At 60.0% G+C, this 16,711-nt stretch carries 10 protein-coding genes and 1 pseudogene; 6 read left to right on the plus strand and 5 right to left on the minus strand.

Annotation, left to right across the window (positions count from 1 at the left end):
• Window positions 1–82 precede the first annotated feature (82 nt).
• Both ACIOWA_RS15475 and ACIOWA_RS15480 read right to left on the minus strand, forming a co-directional pair.
• Window positions 83–955, minus strand: a complete 873-nt coding sequence (locus ACIOWA_RS15475; protein WP_401160581.1) for a methyl-accepting chemotaxis protein — start codon at window positions 953–955, stop codon at window positions 83–85.
• A gap of 30 nt (window positions 956–985) precedes the next feature.
• Window positions 986–1,708 (minus strand): annotated as a pseudogene (locus ACIOWA_RS15480) (MCP four helix bundle domain-containing protein); the annotation flags it as partial.
• Between the two features lie 277 nt (window positions 1,709–1,985).
• Here ACIOWA_RS15480 and ACIOWA_RS15485 point away from each other — a divergent pair.
• The 3 genes from ACIOWA_RS15485 to ACIOWA_RS15495 all read left to right on the plus strand — a co-directional run bounded on the left by ACIOWA_RS15485 (window position 1,986) and on the right by ACIOWA_RS15495 (window position 4,552).
• Window positions 1,986–2,216, plus strand: a complete 231-nt coding sequence (locus tag ACIOWA_RS15485) for a hypothetical protein (RefSeq protein WP_339432249.1) — start codon at window positions 1,986–1,988, stop codon at window positions 2,214–2,216.
• Window positions 2,213–2,515, plus strand: coding sequence for a cell division protein ZapA (locus ACIOWA_RS15490; protein WP_339432250.1), 303 nt, complete (start codon window positions 2,213–2,215; stop codon window positions 2,513–2,515). The genes ACIOWA_RS15485 and ACIOWA_RS15490 overlap by 4 nt, the downstream gene beginning before the upstream one ends.
• Window positions 2,516–2,614: 99 nt before the next feature.
• On the plus strand, window positions 2,615–4,552 hold the full coding sequence (locus ACIOWA_RS15495; RefSeq protein WP_339432251.1) for a methyl-accepting chemotaxis protein: 1,938 nt from the start codon (window positions 2,615–2,617) through the stop codon (window positions 4,550–4,552).
• 69 nt (window positions 4,553–4,621) lie between these two features.
• Here ACIOWA_RS15495 and ACIOWA_RS15500 read toward each other — a convergent pair whose 3' ends face one another.
• The 3 genes from ACIOWA_RS15500 to putA all read right to left on the minus strand — a co-directional run bounded on the left by ACIOWA_RS15500 (window position 4,622) and on the right by putA (window position 11,514).
• Window positions 4,622–5,335 (minus strand): hypothetical protein, encoded by a 714-nt coding sequence (locus tag ACIOWA_RS15500; RefSeq protein WP_339432252.1) that lies wholly within the window; start codon window positions 5,333–5,335, stop codon window positions 4,622–4,624.
• 176 nt (window positions 5,336–5,511) lie between these two features.
• Window positions 5,512–7,314 (minus strand): acyl-CoA dehydrogenase, encoded by a 1,803-nt coding sequence (locus tag ACIOWA_RS15505; protein WP_339432253.1) that lies wholly within the window; start codon window positions 7,312–7,314, stop codon window positions 5,512–5,514.
• Between the two features lie 246 nt (window positions 7,315–7,560).
• Window positions 7,561–11,514: a trifunctional transcriptional regulator/proline dehydrogenase/L-glutamate gamma-semialdehyde dehydrogenase gene (putA, locus tag ACIOWA_RS15510; RefSeq protein WP_401160569.1), complete on the minus strand. Its 3,954-nt coding sequence runs from the start codon at window positions 11,512–11,514 to the stop codon at window positions 7,561–7,563.
• A gap of 455 nt (window positions 11,515–11,969) precedes the next feature.
• Here putA and putP point away from each other — a divergent pair, with 455 nt between their 5' ends.
• The 3 genes from putP to ACIOWA_RS15525 all read left to right on the plus strand — a co-directional run bounded on the left by putP (window position 11,970) and on the right by ACIOWA_RS15525 (window position 16,411).
• Complete coding sequence (putP, locus tag ACIOWA_RS15515; protein WP_339432255.1) at window positions 11,970–13,454, plus strand: sodium/proline symporter PutP; 1,485 nt, start codon at window positions 11,970–11,972, stop codon at window positions 13,452–13,454.
• Window positions 13,455–13,704: 250 nt separating this feature from the next.
• Window positions 13,705–15,717 (plus strand): type VI secretion system tip protein VgrG, encoded by a 2,013-nt coding sequence (locus ACIOWA_RS15520; RefSeq protein WP_339495046.1) that lies wholly within the window; start codon window positions 13,705–13,707, stop codon window positions 15,715–15,717.
• Window positions 15,707–16,411, plus strand: a complete 705-nt coding sequence (locus tag ACIOWA_RS15525) for a DUF4123 domain-containing protein (protein WP_401160571.1) — start codon at window positions 15,707–15,709, stop codon at window positions 16,409–16,411. The genes ACIOWA_RS15520 and ACIOWA_RS15525 overlap by 11 nt, the downstream gene beginning before the upstream one ends.
• Window positions 16,412–16,711 lie beyond the last annotated feature (300 nt).

The raw sequence follows: 16,711 nt of genomic DNA on the forward strand, positions 1-16,711 counted from the left end.
GCGCGGAGCGTCCCGGGCTGCGTTCCCGCGCAGAGCGTGGGAACGATCAGTGCAGTGACGGCCATTGGCGCCGATCTTGCCGTTAGAGGCTGAAGCGCCCAACCATGTTGTTCAGATCCAGCGCCAATCGCGACAGCTCGTTGCTCGCCGCACTGGTCTGATTCGCCCCGGTGGCCGATTGCACCGACAGATCGCGGATGTTCACCAGGTTGCGATCCACTTCCCGTGCCACTTGCGCCTGTTCTTCGGCGGCGCTGGCGATCACCAGGTTGCGCTCGTTGATCTCGACGATGGCGGTGTTGATGGTGTCCAGCGACATTCCGGCACCACGGGCAATGTTCAGGGTCGATTCGGCGCGTTCAGTGCTGTTACGCATCGAGTCCACGGCGTGTTCGGTACCGCTTTGAATGCTGGCGATCATGCGTTCGATTTCGCTGGTCGACTGCTGAGTGCGATGGGCCAGGGCGCGAACTTCATCAGCCACTACCGCAAAACCACGCCCCGCCTCACCGGCACGCGCCGCTTCAATCGCCGCGTTCAGGGCCAGCAGGTTGGTCTGGTCAGCCAGACCACGGATCACGTCCAGCACTTTGCCGATGTCGCGGGATTCGTTGGCCAGGTCGCCGATCAACGTCGCGGTGCTCTGCACGTCGGCGCTCATGCGTTCGATGGCGCTGACGGTTTCCTGCACCAGGTCACGACCGTCGCCGGCCGAGGTAGTGGCGTTCTTCGAGGCTTCCGAGGTGCTGACCGCGTTGCGGGCAACTTCTTCAACCGCGCTGGTCATCTCGTTGACCGCGGTGGCGGCCTGTTCGATTTCATTGTTCTGCTGAGTCAGGCCACGGGCGCTTTCGTCGGTGACACTGTTGAGCTCTTCAGCGGCGGAGGCCAACTGCGTGGCCGAACCGGAAATCCGCTGCAGGGTGTCGCGCAGCTTGGACTGCATCTTGGCCATGGCCGCCAGCAGGCGCCCGGCTTCGTCGGAGCCGTCAACGTGGATCGGCTGGGTCAGGTTGCCTTCGGCGATGGTTTGCGCCGCTTCCAGAACCTTGGCAATGGGCTTGGTGATGCTGGTGGTCAGCAACCAGGCGAACAGCAAGGTCAGACCGGTAGCGATTACCAGCAGGGCGACCACCAGGTCGAACGCCGTAGCGTACTGCTCGGCCGCTTGCTCGTTGGTGTCGCGCACCTGTTTGTCGTTGATCTGCATCAACGTGTTAAGGGCGGTGTTCATCGCTTCGGAGTTGTTCAGCAACTCGGTGTTGAGCAAGTTGCGCAACTCATCCACCTGATTGTTGCGCGACAGGTTTTTCATCCGCTCTTCGATCTGGCGGTATTGCCCCTGCAACTGCACGTATTGATCATAGGTCGCACGCTCCTGAGCGCTGCCGATCAACGGCTCGTAAGCTGCCTGGGCCTTGCGGATCTGCGCGTTGCGCGTGTCCAGCAACTCCATGGTTTTCTGCTGAACGTCCGGTTCGCGGTTCACCAGCAAACGGTACGAGAGCACGCGCAGACGCAGCGTCAGTTGCGTGAACTCATCGAGGTTCTTGATGCTTGGCACGCTGTTGGAGGTGATGTCCTCGGCGGCGCCGCGGATTTTGCTCATCTGGTTCAGGGCGAACACGCCCAGGATCAGCATCAGGCCGCCGATCAAGGCAAAACCGGTGAAGGCCCGAGGGGCGATATTCATATTGCGAAGGGACATGTGCGGATACCGAAAAGGGCCGCATCCATGCGGGCTGAAACTGCTGTATGGATGACTTATCGGTCATGCGACTAAAGTCTTGAACCGGTGTGCGTATTTGTCGCACAGCCCCTCTGGCGACGAAGTGCAGGAACCAGATCGGCAGATCACAGTCTTTTAAACTCGCAGGAACGGTCGCCCACCAGGAAAATCAAGGCTTTGCGCCGGTTTAACCCTGGCATCTGTGGTGACTTTTCTTTATCGTACGCGCCCTTTGAAAAACGCTTGGAAGATCAAAATGTTGGAAGCATCCCTCAGCCAATTGGAACAGCTCGTCAGCGAACTGGTGCAACAGAACCAGACCCTTGCGCAAACCAACCAGACCCTGGCTACGGAACTGGCCCAGGCCAAGGATGAAAACGAGAGCCTGCAACTGAACCTGATGGAGCAGGAAGAGAAGCACGGCGCCACCGCAGCGCGCATCCAGGCACTGGTTGATCGCGTCAACGCAGGTCCCGTCAGCGCATGAACCACCAGACAGCAGGGGTAAAAGTCATCTCCATTCTTGGGGAGGACTATTCGATCAAGGCACCGGCCGGGGAAGAACAGACCCTGCTGGACGCGGCCATGATGCTCAAGGCTGCGCTGGAAGACACCAAACGCAAATACCCGACCCTGATCGGTGATCGTTTGCTGGTGCTGGCGGCGATGAATCTGTGCTCGCAGCAGATTGAAATGAAGAAGCAGCACCAGGAAGAGCTCGACCGTTACCAAGAGCAAGTCAGCGCCACGGTCGACACCATCGCCAAGACCATCAATCAGGGCTGATGGCGTTGCGCACAACCAAAGAATAGATTGTCGGTTTAGTTGTATACAATCGGCATGGCTGTTGCATTGTTTCGGCCACTTATTCTTTGGGGGTGCTCCATGCAGTTGTGGCGACGCAGTATTCAATGGCAGCTGATTCTCAGCATGGGCACCGCCCTGCTGGTCAGTATCCTGATCGTGGTTGGCATTTATACCCTGGTGGTCAACCGCCTCGCCCAGAGCTATCTGGTCGAACAAGCGTTGCCGTCGAGCATCGAAGCGACGCGCAACGACATCGAACGTATCCTCGTTCAGCCCCTCACCGCCGCTAAAGACATCGCCAGCAATTCCATGGTCCGCGACTGGCTGGCCAATGGCGAAGACAGCAGCAAAACAGCGGCCTTCGCGCAGTATCTGGAGGGCATCCGCGCCGAACACAAGGCATTTACCGCTTTGATCATCGGCACCGACTCCAATCATTACATCACCGAAAAAGGCCTGGATCGCACCCTCAGTCGCGCCAAACCGGCCGATGCCTGGTTCTATTCCTTCCTCGACAGCACTCAGCCGCGAACCCTGAATATCGACAACGACGGCGCCACCGGAGAGCTGGCACTGTTCATCGATTTGAAGGTCGAGCAGGCCGGCAAAGTGGTCGGCGTCGCCGGACTTGGACTGAGCATGAAAGAACTGTCGCAGCTGATCCACAACTTCAGCTTTGGTGAGCGCGGCAAGGTCTATCTCGTGCGTTCCGACGGTTTGATCCAGGTCCATCCCGAGGCGCAGTTCAGTGGCAAACGCACCCTCACGGAGCAGATCGGTGCGGCGGCGGCGCAGTCAGTTCTCGGTCAAAAAAATGCGGTCAGCAGCAGCTTCCAGCGCGATGGCGAGGACTTCCTGGCGTTCAGCCTGCCTTTGCGCGATCTGGGCTGGACGTTGGTGGCCGAAGTGCCGCAGTCGCAGATCTACGCTGAAGCCCGGCGGGCGATGTGGCTCAGTGGCGGCATCGGGTTGGCGGTAGCGCTGGTGTGTCTGGCGCTGGTGGTGTGGCTGGCCCAGGGCTTGGTGCGACCGATTCGTCAGGTAACAGCCGCGCTGGTAGCCATCGGTAGCGGTGGTGGAGATTTGACCCACCGGTTAGATTCCAGTCGCGCCGATGAGCTGGGCGATCTTGCTCGCGGTTTCAACCGCTTCCTCGACAGTCAGCGCGGGATGATTGGCGAAGTGCTGGCCACCAGTGAGCGTTTGCGCACCGCCGTCGGCCAAGTAGCCAAGGTTGTGGATAACACCGCCGAGCGCTCTGGTCGTCAGCAGGAGATGACCGACATGGTCGCCACCGCCGTCCATGAAATGGGCCTGACCGTACAGGAAATCGCGCAAAACGCTGGCAACGCAGCGCTCGCCTCGCAAACGGCGCGCGATGAAGCCATGCAAGCGCGAGAAGTGGTCGGCGGCTCCATCCGGCATATAGAAAGCATGTCTGACGAGATCGGCGTGGCAGCGGGCGCTGTGGGAGAACTGGCGCATCAAGTGGCGTCGATCGACTCGGTGCTGGCGGTGATTCGCGGGGTCTCCGAACAGACCAACCTGCTGGCCCTCAACGCCGCCATTGAAGCGGCGCGTGCAGGGGACATGGGCCGTGGCTTTGCGGTGGTGGCGGACGAAGTGCGTACCTTGGCGCGCCGCACGCAGGCATCCACCGACGAGATTCAGCAGATGATCGGCAACCTCAAGCAGGGCGCAGAAAACGCCGTGTCATCGATGCGCACCGGGCAGGCCGCGACCGGCACCGGGGTTGAGTCGAGCCAGCGTACCGGGGCTTCGCTGACTGCGATTACCGGTCAGGTCGAGCGCATCAGCGACATGAACCATCAGGTGGCGACAGCGACGGAAGAGCAATCGGCGGTGACCGAAGAGATCAACCGAAACGTACAGGGCATTTCCGATCTGGCCCGAGCCACGGCGGGGGAGGTTCGGGCGTGTCGTGAGGATTGTCAGATGCTGCAGAAGCTGGCGGATGATCTGGCGCGGCAGATGGGTGGGTTCAAGTTGAGCTGAGTTCAGCCTTTTTTCAAAAGGACCGGCGCGCCTGGTATGGCGCGTCGGCGTGACCTTGGATCAGTTGTTTCACGCCAGAAGAATTTCCCGTCCGTAAAAGTCGATGCCACCAATAGTCTCCATGTAGAAAACGCGTTTCTCTTTGACTGTCCGCATGGCTTGATTGACGACATAGCTATCACCCACCGCCAGGGTCCTGAACATGTCGTCCTTGCTGAAGTCCGTCACGCTGACATAGCTGTTGTTCGGAGCGATGACGGTAACTTGATACCGCTCGCCTCTGAGGGTGTAACGTTTTCCGGTGATTCGCACTGCCTGGGGATCTTTCACAACATCATTGATTCTGGCGGAAAGTAGAAACTGGTCTTCAGTGAGATTCACATAAGGATCGATTTCGGTGACGGCCGTTTCATCGTTCAGCCCCGCACCGCCATAGACCACCGACCGCCATTGGTTGGCACTGAGCCGGGTGTAGTCTTTGTAAGAAACCCGGTTGGTGGTTTCGTACCGGTCTTCAGCACAAATGATCTCAAACATTCCTGCCGCCGTCGTTTCAACGCTCGGCGCGCCATTGTCGGGCGAGGTCGTGAGACTGATCTGCGACTTTTCATCCGAGAGGCGGTGATGGTTTTTGCTGATGACAATGGACTCGCTAGAATCCTTGTTCGTCCACACCGTACCGCTGCGCGCAGGCGCTTGGGAGATAGCGGCAAGGACGCAATAGTCCAGTGTCACAAGACCTGAGAGTTTGACGGTTTGGTCTACGAGAACATGTTCGCTCATGGTGTTTACTCGGATGAGGTAAGGGAAGCGGACGTTGGTGTCCGTACCTGCCGGGCAACTGCAAACTACATGTCGGGCGAAAACAGCCTATCTCCAGTTCCCGCTCTTCACACCTGTAAAACCTGACAGGTGTGAAGAGCGTTGAAGTGTGTTTGGGACATCGCATGGGCGATGATTCAGAACCATGCGTCCTGCATGCCCAGACACGTTTCATCCCGCGCCTCGAGCAACGTCAGCTCATGGTGACAGCCCGGCACTTCCCACGTCAGGAAATACCGCGCCGCCTGTAACTTGCCCTTATAAAAATCAGCATCCGCCGCCTGACCTTTGGCCAGGCCTTCCTCGGCGCGAATCGCCTGCTCCAGCCAGCGCCAGCCAATCACCGTGTGCCCGAACACTTTCAGGTACAGCGCCGAATTCGCCAGGCTGCTGTTGACCTTGCCTTGCGCCAGATCGGTCAGCAAGCCAATGGTCACCACTTGCAGGCGCGCGACCAGTTTCTCCAGCGGCTCACGCAATGCGGTTAACGATTCGTACGCGGTGGCGCGTTCGGCGGTGTCGGCGATCAACCGGATCAATTGCTTGAGCCCTGCGCCACCGTTCTGCGCCAGTTTGCGCCCGAGCAAGTCCAGCGACTGAATGCCGTGGGTGCCTTCGTGGATCGGGTTCAAACGGTTGTCGCGGTAGTACTGCTCCACCGGATATTCGCGGGTGTAACCGTGACCGCCGAGGATCTGGATCGCCAGTTCATTGGCCTTCAGGCAGAACTCCGACGGCCAGGATTTGACGATCGGCGTCAGCAAATCCAGTAGCTCATGGGCCTGTTTGCGCTCGGTTTCGGTTTCCAGTGTTGTGGTGTCATCGAACAACCGCGCGGCGTACAGGCCGAGGTCAAAAGCCCCCTCAACGTAGGATTTTTGCGTCAACAGCATGCGTCTGACATCGGCGTGCTGAATGATCGCCACCGGCGCCGTGGTCGGGTCTTTGCTGTCCGGGACGCGACCTTGCGGGCGTTCGCGGGCGTACTCCAGCGAGTAGAGATAGCCGGCGTATCCGAGCATCACTGCGCCCATGCCGACGCCGATCCGCGCTTCGTTCATCATCTGGAACATGTAACTCAAACCGTGATGCGGTTTGCCCACCAGATAGCCGACACACTCCCCGTTATCGCCGAAGTTCAGCGCGGTGGACGTCGTGCCGCGCCAGCCCATCTTGTGAAACAGCCCGGCCAGCAATACGTCGTTGCGTTTACCCAGGCTGCCATCATCGTTGACCAGAAACTTGGGCACGATAAACAGCGAGATGCCTTTCACGCCCGCCGGTGCGTCCGGCAGTTTGGCCAGCACCATGTGCACGATGTTTTCCGACAGCGGGTGGTCGCCGCCAGAAATGAAGATCTTGTTGCCCTTGAGGCGATAAGTGCCGTCGGACGAAGGTTCGGCACGGGTACGAATATCCGACAGCGATGAGCCCGCATGCGGCTCGGTGAGGGCCATGGTGCCGAAGAAACGGCCGTCGATCATTGGCTGCAGGAAGCGCTGTTTCTGTTCTTCGGTGCCGAAGCTCTCGATCAGATTCGCCGCGCCCATGGTCAGGAACGGGTACGAAGTCGAAGCCGCGTTGGCCGACTGGAAGTGCGCAAAGCAGGCTTGGGAAAGCAGGGTCGGCAGTTGCATGCCACCGGCATCGAAACTGCGCGCGGCGTTGAGGAAACCCGCTTCAAGGAAGGCATCCACCGCCGGTTTCACCTCGGGAATCAGAATCGCCTGGCCGTTCTCGTAGCGCGGTTCGTTCTCGTCGCCCTTGCGGTTGTGCGGCGCAAAGTATTTCTCGGCGATGTTGCGCGCCGTACCGATGGCGGCATCGAAGGTCTCGCGGTTGTGCTCGGCAAAACGCTCGCGCCGGGTCAGGCCCTCGGCATCGAGGACTTCGTACAGCTCGAAAGCCAGATTGCGGGAACTGAGCAGCGACTCGGACATGGCGGCCTACCTGAAATTGGGGTTGGGCCGAGTCTAGGCTGGGGAATAAAGGCTGAACAGGATGATTGATGGCAGTGATGCAGGAATGAGGGCAACACTAATCAAATGTGGGAGCGGGCTTACTCACGAATGCGGTGGGTCAGGCAACATTGATGTCGACTGATCCTCCGCATCCGCGAGCAAGCCCGCTCCCACAGGGGAATGACATTCCAGGCAAGCATTGCGGTTGCCTGGAGTGACAGCGTGTTAACCGATCGTCATCAGGCTGGCGTTACCACCCGCCGCCGCCGTGTTGACGCTCAACGCCCGTTCAATCACCAGACGCTCCAGCGCAATGTTGGTCTCGCCCTGGGACAAGCCCTGAACCCCGACAATCGCGCCGGCGCGCTTGGCGATTTGCTGGCAAACGCCGCGCAACTGATCGGAATGGCCGTGATGCAGAACCGCATCAAACACCACCTCGTCCTTGTTCCAGTCAGCAACCCGGTTGATTCGCGCCTGAATCTCCTTGGGCAGACGTGCGTACACCGCCTTGCTGATGTCGGATTCCGGCCAAACCGCCGAACCGCCCACCGCCAATACCGCCGCCAGTTGCGTCAGCAGATCGCCTTCGACGTCCGCCAGGCACAGCACGTGCTCGCGTGGCAGGATCGCGTAGCTGTTCTTCTCGCCGGTCGGGCCCGCGAGAGCGCGGGTGATGCCGCTCTGCGATTGTGCGGCGTACTGCGCGCACAGCGTGCTCAGTTGCGCGTACTTGTTGCTTTCAGCCCAGGTTTTAAGGGCGGCCAGCGGCTTGCTCATGGCGTCGCGCAAACGAACGTCCGGCGCGACGACTGCATCACCGCGAGCGAAGGATTGCTCGATGGCGTCGGTAGGACGCGTCGACAGCAAGCGGTACAGATACAGCGGGCCACCAGCCTTCGGACCGGTACCCGACAAGCCTTCGCCGCCGAACGGCTGCACGCCGACCACGGCACCGACAATGTTGCGGTTGACGTAGACGTTACCGGCGTTGACGTTGTCGATCACCTTGGCGATGGTCTCGTCGATGCGGGTGTGCACGCCGAGGGTCAGGCCGTAGCCGGAAGCGTTGATCTGACCGATCAACTGGTCGATCTCTTTACGCTTGTAGCGAACCACGTGTAGCACCGGACCGAAGATCTCGCGCTGCAGTTCGTCGAAGCTTTCCAGTTCGATCAAGGTCGGCATGACGAAGGTGCCGCGTTTGACTTCTTCGGTGTCGGCGATCGCCACCTGGTAAACGTTACGACCTTTGTCGCGCATGCCCTGGATGTGCTTGTCGATGCCAGCCTTGGCTTCGGCGTCGATCACCGGGCCGATGTCCACGGACAGGCGCTCAGGGTTGCCGAGTCGAGCCTCGGCCATCGCGCCTTTGAGCATTTCGATGACGCGATCGGCGGAATCTTCCTGCAAGCACAGCACGCGCAGTGCCGAGCAACGCTGACCGGCGCTGTCGAAGGCCGAGGACACCACATCAATGACGACTTGTTCGGTGAGTGCCGAGGAGTCGACGATCATCGCGTTCTGGCCGCCGGTTTCAGCGATCAGCGGAATCGGGCGGCCCTGGCTGTCGAGACGGCCAGCGATGTTGCGTTGCAGCAGACGCGCCACTTCGGTGGAGCCAGTGAACATCACGCCTTTGACGCGCTCGTCACCGACCAGACCGGCACCGACGGTTTCACCGCGGCCCGGCAGCAGTTGCAGCACGCCTTCCGGAATACCGGCTTCGAGCAGCAAACGCACGGCTTGCGCGGCGACCAGCGGGGTTTGCTCCGCAGGTTTGGCCAAGACCGGGTTACCCGCAGCCAGTGCCGCAGCGACCTGACCGCTGAAGATCGCCAGCGGGAAGTTCCAAGGGCTGATGCACACCACCGGGCCCAGTGGACGGTGGGCGTCGTTGCTGAAATCGTTGCGCGCCTGCACCGCGTAATAACGCAGGAAGTCGACCGCTTCACGGACTTCGGCGATGGCGTTGGCGAAGGTCTTGCCGGCTTCACGGGCCAGCAGGCCCATCAGCGGCTGAATCTCGCCTTCCATCAGGTCAGCGGCACGTTCCAGAATCGCGGCGCGTTCGGCGGGCGGGGTAGCCTGCCAGATCGGCGCAGCGTTCAGGGCGCATTGAATCGCGTTGTCGACGTCTTCGACGGTGGCTTCCTGCACATGACCGACCACATCGCGGTGATCCGACGGGTTCAGCACCGCTGCCGGCGTTTCGTTGCTGGAAGCGCAGCCGAGCATCGGCGCCGCTTTCCAGTCGTTGTGCGCGGTCGCGAGCAGGGCGCAGGACAGCGACGCCAGACGATGTTCGTTGGCCATGTCGATGCCGCTGGAGTTGGCGCGCTCGGCGCCATACAAGTCACGCGGCAGTGGAATGCGCGGATGCGGCAGGCCGAAACCACCTTCCACGGTTGCCATTTGCTCGATCTGAGCCACTGGATCGGCCACCAGCTCCTGAATCGAGATCGACTGGTCGGCGATGCGGTTGACGAACGAAGTGTTCGCGCCGTTTTCCAGCAGACGACGGACCAGATAAGCCAGCAGCGTTTCGTGGGTACCGACCGGCGCGTACACGCGGCACGGACGGTTCAGCTTGCCGTCGGAAACTTTGCCGACAACCTGCTCGTAGAGCGGTTCGCCCATGCCGTGCAGGCACTGGAACTCGTACTGCCCCGGGTAATAGTTCTGACCGGCAATGTGGTAAATGGCCGACAGGGTGTGGGCGTTGTGCGTGGCGAACTGCGGGTAGATGACTTCCGGCACCGACAGCAGTTTGCGTGCGCAGGCGATGTAGGAAACGTCGGTGTACACCTTGCGGGTGTAGACCGGATAGCCTTCCAGGCCTTCGACCTGGGCACGCTTGATTTCGCTGTCCCAGTACGCGCCTTTCACCAGGCGGATCATCAGGCGGTGACGGCTGCGGCGCGCCAGGTCGATCACGTAATCAATCACGTACGGGCAACGCTTCTGATACGCCTGGATGACGAAACCGATACCGTTCCAGCCCGTCAGTTGCGGTTCGAAGCACAGGCGCTCGAGCAGATCCAGCGACAGTTCCAGACGGTCGGCTTCTTCGGCGTCGATGTTCAGGCCGATGTCGTATTGCTTGGCCAGCAGGGTCAGCGACAGCAGGCGTGGGTACAACTCTTCCATCACGCGCTCGTACTGCGCACGGCTGTAACGCGGGTGCAGTGCCGACAGCTTGATGGAAATGCCCGGGCCTTCATAAATCCCACGACCGTGGGAGGCTTTGCCGATCGAGTGAATGGCTTGTTCGTACGACGCAAGGTACTTCTGCGCGTCGTGTTCAGTGAGTGCGGCTTCACCGAGCATGTCGTAGGAATAACGGAAGCCCTTGGCTTCGAACTTGCTCGCGTTGGCCAAGGCTTCGGCGATGGTTTCGCCGGTCACGAACTGCTCACCCATCAGGCGCATGGCCATGTCGACGCCCTTGCGGATCATCGGCTCGCCGCTCTTGCCGATGATGCGGCTCAGGGACGACGTCAGGCCGGCTTCGTTGTGCGTGGACACCAGCTTGCCGGTCAGCAGCAGGCCCCAAGTGGCCGCGTTGACGAACAGCGAAGGGCTGTTGCCCAGATGCGGATGCCAGTTGCCGGTGCTGATCTTGTCGCGGATCAACGCGTCGCGAGTGCCTTTGTCCGGGATGCGCAGCAGCGCTTCGGCCAGGCACATCAGCGCCACGCCTTCCTGGGAGGACAGGGAGAATTCCTGCAGCAGGCCCTGAACAATGCCTGCACGACCGCCGGCACTCTTCTGGTTACGCAGTTTTTCCGCGATGGTCGCGGCGAGCTTATTGGTGGCCTCGGCCATCGTTGCCGGCAGGCGTGCCTGCTCGATCAGCATCGGCACCACTTCCGGCTCAGGGCGACGGTAAGCGGCGGTGATCGAAGCACGCAGTACCGATTGCGGCAGGATGCTTTCAGCGAATTCGAGGAAGCACTGGTGGGCGTGATCGGTGTGGACTTCGCCCGCGTCATCGGCGTCCTTGGCGCTCAGGCCGTTCAGCTCGGTCAGGGTTGCACCACCCTCGAGTTTTTCCAGGTAATTGAAAATTGCCTGCTTGATCAGCCAGTGCGGCGTGCGATCAATCGAGGTTGCGGCCGCCTTCAGGCGCTCGCGGGTTGGGTCATCGAGTTTGACCCCAAGGGTGGTGGTAGCCATATTTTTATCCTCATGGTTGCCACAGTTGCGTGGCATCAGCTGGCGGCAAGATTAGCCGCGCGTTGAAAGAGGTGCAACCGGGTGCAACCCTTTTTTGTCGGAAAAACAGGCAGTTCGTCAGGAATTGGTTTCTGGCACGAAAGGGCTGCCCCTGCTTGGTGCTTTTGCTTCTAGCCAAGCGCCATGACTGCCACAAAAGGGAGCAAAAACGGGGCGATTGTCGATAAATCCGACTAGGTGCAACTTATTCGGTCGAAACTGGTTGCACCTTATTTGATTTGTTGCATAGCATTCGCGCCCAAGGTGCAACCGGGATACCCGGTGTACCGGCTGGTGGCTTTCCTGGGGAAACATCAGTCCTAAATGCGCGGGATACGGAATCGTCTGCCAAACTTAGTCGTTTGCGCACGATTCACCACCGCTGCTACATAAAAACAAAGCCAGGGCGTAACTCAATGAGCGTAAGCAATCCAACCCTGATCACGTTCGTGATCTACATCGCAGCAATGGTGCTGATCGGCTTGATGGCCTATCGCTCCACCAACAACCTTTCTGACTATATTCTTGGCGGCCGCAGCCTGGGCAGTGTCGTAACGGCTCTGTCTGCCGGTGCTTCCGACATGAGTGGCTGGTTGCTGATGGGCCTGCCGGGCGCCATCTACATGTCCGGTCTGTCTGAAGGCTGGATCGCCATCGGTCTGGTGATCGGTGCCTACCTGAACTGGCTGTTCGTCGCCGGCCGTCTGCGTGTGCAGACCGAGCACAACGGCGATGCCTTGACCCTGCCGGACTACTTCGCCAGCCGTTTCGAAGACAAAAGCGGCCTGCTGCGGATCATCTCGGCGATCGTGATTCTGGTGTTCTTCACCATCTACTGCGCTTCCGGCATCGTGGCCGGCGCCCGTCTGTTTGAAAGCACCTTCGGCATGTCCTACGAGACGGCGCTGTGGGCCGGTGCTGCGGCGACGATTGCCTACACCTTTATTGGCGGTTTCCTCGCGGTGAGCTGGACTGACACCGTGCAAGCCACGCTGATGATCTTCGCTCTGATCCTCACGCCGATCATCGTGCTGCTGGCGACCGGTGGCGTCGACACCACGTTCCTGGCCATCGAAGCCAAGGACCCAAGCAACTTCGACATGCTCAAGGGCACCACTTTCATCGGCATCATCTCGTTGATGGGCTGGGGTCTGGGCTACTTCGGTCAGCCTCACATCCTCGCGCGTTTCATGGCCGCTGATTCGGTGAAATCGATTGCCAAGGCTCGCCGCATCTCCATGACCTGGATGATCCTGTGCCTGGCCGGCACCGTGGCGGTTGGCTTCTTCGGTATCGCTTACTTCTCGGCGCACCCGGAAGTGGCGGGCGCCGTCACCGAGAACCCTGAGCGTGTGTTCATCGAACTGACCAAAATCCTGTTCAACCCATGGGTTGCCGGTGTCCTGTTGTCGGCGATCCTGGCGGCAGTGATGAGTACCCTGAGCTGCCAGTTGCTGGTGTGCTCCAGTTCTTTGACTGAAGACTTCTACAAAACCTTCTTGCGCAAATCCGCTTCGCAGAAGGAACTGGTCTGGGTCGGTCGCACCATGGTGCTGCTGGTCGCACTGATCGCTATCGGTCTGGCGTCCAATCCGGATAACCGTGTACTGGGTCTGGTGTCCTACGCCTGGGCTGGTTTCGGTGCCGCGTTTGGTCCGGTTGTACTGATCTCGGTGATCTGGAAAGGCATGACCCGTGACGGCGCACTGGCCGGTATCCTGGTCGGCGCGATCACCGTGGTGGTCTGGAAGCATTTCGAGCTGATGGGTCTGTACGAAATCATCCCGGGCTTCATCTTCGCCAGCCTGGCGATCTACATCGTCAGCAAACTGGGCGAGCCAACCAAAGGCATGGTGCAGCGCTTCGAAGCGGCGGAAAAAGATTTCCACCTGAACAAGTGATTGCACTGAGCTGAGGCTCACAGAAAACGGCCCGACTCCTACAAGAGGCGGGCCGTTTTTTTGTGCCTGCAATTTCTCAAGACCATTGGATAACCCAGTGTTTGAGGGATGAGTCTGTAGTCGGATGCGCCGATATTCGAAGGCTTTTTCGACAAAAAAGGTAGGGTAAATCTGATTTTTCCGTCACCCAGTCCACACCCCTAGCCCCTCATGCAGAATCGCCCGCCCTCATTCTGCAGAGAGACATTGGATGTTCGCGCCTGCCAATCAACCGCGTTTCACGTTGACCCTCGAAGGCGCCCAGCATGACCTCAAGGTTCTTGAGTTCACGGGCAAGGAGGCCATCAGCCAACCCTTTCGTTTTGAGCTGGAACTGGTCAGCGAGCGGCCGGATCTGGACCTGGAAAGCCTGCTGCACTGTCAGGCGTTTCTGAGCTTTGATGCAGACGGTTCCGGCGTCCATGGTCAGATTTATCAGGTCGGGCAGGGCGACTCCGGGAAACGTCTGACGCGCTATCACGTAAGCCTTGTCCCGCGTCTGACATACCTTGGGCAGCGGATCAATCAGCGGATATTCCAGCATCAGAGCGTGCCGCAGATCGTGGCGCAGATCCTCAAGGATCACGCGATCCTGCGCGATGCCTTTGAGTTTCACCTCGGCAGCGACTACCCGCAGCGTGAATATTGCGTGCAATACGCCGAGAGCGATCTGGCGTTCATCCAGCGTCTGTGTGCTGAAGTCGGTATTCATTACCACTTTCAGCACAGTCCCGAAGGCCACTTGCTGGTGTTCGGCGATGATCAAACCGTGTTCCCGCGATTGGCCCGACCGAATCTGTATTTGCCGGGCAGTGGCATGGCGGGCGGAGCGCCAGCGATCAAGCGTTTCAACGTTCGCGTGCAAACCCGCACCAGCGTAGTCACTCGGCGCGACTACAACTTTGAAAAGCCGCGCCTGCAACTGGAAAGCCGCATCGACGGTGAGCAGCGCCCGGTGCTGGAGGACTATCACTTTCCCGGACAATTCGATAATCGTGAAACCGGTAAACACCTGGTTCAGCGGGCACTTGAGCGCCATGCCGCCGATTACCGTCAGGCCGAAGGCATCAGCGATGAGTCGGCACTGGTTAGCGGACATTTCCTGCAACTCACCGAGCATCCGCGTCAGGACTGGAACGATCTCTGGTTGCTGACAGCCATTGAACACCGTGGCCGACAGCCGCAAGTGCTGGAGGAATCGGTGACCGGTGATGGGGAAGAGTTCCAGGGGTACCGTAATACCTTTCTCGCCACACCGTGGGACGCGTTCTTTCGCCCAGCCTTGGGGGCGAAGCCGCAGGTGCGCGGGTATCAACCCGCCGTCGTCACCGGGCCTCAGGACAGCGAAATACATTGCGACGAATACGGTCGGGTCAAGGTGCAACTGGCCTGGGACCGTGACGGCGAGTTCAACGAACATTCCAGTTGCTGGCTGCGGGTCGCCACGGGGTGGGCGCATGACGGCTACGGCAGCGTGCTGATCCCAAGAGTCGGCATGGAAGTGCTGGTCGGTTTCATCGACGCCGATGCCGATAAACCGTTGGTCATGGGCTGCCTGCCCAACGCTGCAACCCCAGTGCCGCTGGAACTGCCGGCCGAGAAAACCCGCAGCCTCTTCCGCAGCCAGAGCAGCCCCGGTGGCGGGGGCTACAACGAACTGCGCATCGAGGATAAAAAAGGCGCCGAGGAGATCTACCTGCGCGCCCAGCGCAACTGGACGCAGCATGTGCTGCACGATCAACAGGTGCAGGTCGACAACCAGCGCAGCATCGTCGTCACCGGCACCGCCAAACATGAATTGAAGGCCGACGAACAACGCATCACCCACGGCCAGCGCAAGGCCGAAGTGAAGCAGGACGATCATCTGACGGTTGTCGGCGATCGGCATATCCGCGTGAGCAATCAGGCGACCAGCGCCAGCGCGCAATTCCACGTCAGCGCCGGCCAGCAAGTGGTGATCGACGGCGGCGCGAGCGCGACGATTCAGGCGGGCGGGCAGTGGATCAACATCGGCCCCGGCGGGATCTTCAGCAGCGTGCCGATTGTTGTGGGTGGGGCGCCAATGGCGGCGATGAGCGCGGCGCCGAGTGTGCCGGGGTTGCCGGATACATTGGCGGCGGCGCCGGCGGCAATGCTGACGGCCGCGCAAATCATGAGTTTTAAAGGCGATGCGCCGTTCTGCGAAGAGTGCGAGCGCTGCAAGGACGGTGCCTGTGCAGCTTGACTTTCTTGAGCCCCGCGCATGGCTGGCGCATCAGTTGCTGAAGCCGTCGGAGCAGTTGTTCGCGATCTTCAGTAACGCCAGCGATGCCAAACCGCCCCTGGTGAGGTCGAATCCGGTCTGGGCGGACACGATTTACGCCGAGTGGGACGCGGTGATGCCCTATGTGGGAATTGTCGCGGCGGACAGTGAGTTTCTGGATTGGGTGGCGACTACCGAGTCCCGTGACTGGGGCTGGTTGGCGGTGTCTTCGGCGAGCCTGGAAGTGGTGGTCGAGCATTTTCGCAGCCTGACTCAGGTGCTGATGCCGAGCGGTAAAACGGTGTTTTTTCGGTTTTGGGATGGGCGGTTTTTGTTGCCGATCTTGAAGTCCGATGCAGTGGATGCGGCGCAGCTTTTGCCGATGATTTCATGCGGACTGATCAATGGTCAGACCGTGGAAATCGGGGGGCGGGCGCAGGTTTCGGGGCGTGTGTTTCCTTGGTGGACGGTGCCTGACTCGGTGTTGGCTTCGGCGGGGGATGAAGTCCGCGTAGGCAACGCGGTGCAATGGCTGAGCGAGGAGCATCCCGCATTGTTCGAGGCGTTTCCCGAGGCGGTTTTGCGTTGCAAGGTCAGGCGGTTTTTTCAGGTTTCAATGTCGGAAGAATCGTCGCAATCGGCGTTGTTGGCGTATTTGCTGGCAGAGCTGGAGTGACATTTCCGGGCGAAGGCTTCGGACGTTTCCTTCGAGTTGCGGCGGTTTTCATGAACTGGTGGGCGGCGGGTTGCAGGGATAGTCTTTTCGTTGTCACTGCGAGAGTGGTGACAGGGTGTAGGAACCCTCGCTTTCATGACGTTACAGCTCGTTGGATTTTTGCGGCACTTGATTCAAGTCCGTAAGATCGTTCACGGCGGCTGTGCGTGGGACACGCTTCGGCGTGACCGAGGTCCATGATTGCTCGGTTCCTACTCTTGCGCACAGCTGCCACCCAAACCTGTAGGAAGGTGCGTTGGC

It is taken from the genome of Pseudomonas sp. NPDC087614 (genome assembly GCF_044743485.1).
Lineage (GTDB): Bacteria > Pseudomonadota > Gammaproteobacteria > Pseudomonadales > Pseudomonadaceae > Aquipseudomonas > Aquipseudomonas baetica_A.

Coding starts and splice junctions, on each gene's coding strand:
- ACIOWA_RS15520 (WP_339495046.1), top strand. CDS start 13,705: ATGTTCGCGCCTGCCAATCAACCGCGTTTCACGTTGACCCTCGAAGGC.
- ACIOWA_RS15505 (WP_339432253.1), bottom strand. CDS start 7,314: ATGTCCGAGTCGCTGCTCAGTTCCCGCAATCTGGCTTTCGAGCTGTAC.
- ACIOWA_RS15485 (WP_339432249.1), top strand. CDS start 1,986: ATGTTGGAAGCATCCCTCAGCCAATTGGAACAGCTCGTCAGCGAACTG.
- ACIOWA_RS15475 (WP_401160581.1), bottom strand. CDS start 955: ATGGCCAAGATGCAGTCCAAGCTGCGCGACACCCTGCAGCGGATTTCC.
- putA (WP_401160569.1), bottom strand. CDS start 11,514: ATGGCTACCACCACCCTTGGGGTCAAACTCGATGACCCAACCCGCGAG.
- putP (WP_339432255.1), top strand. CDS start 11,970: ATGAGCGTAAGCAATCCAACCCTGATCACGTTCGTGATCTACATCGCA.
- ACIOWA_RS15500 (WP_339432252.1), bottom strand. CDS start 5,335: ATGAGCGAACATGTTCTCGTAGACCAAACCGTCAAACTCTCAGGTCTT.
- ACIOWA_RS15490 (WP_339432250.1), top strand. CDS start 2,213: ATGAACCACCAGACAGCAGGGGTAAAAGTCATCTCCATTCTTGGGGAG.
- ACIOWA_RS15495 (WP_339432251.1), top strand. CDS start 2,615: ATGCAGTTGTGGCGACGCAGTATTCAATGGCAGCTGATTCTCAGCATG.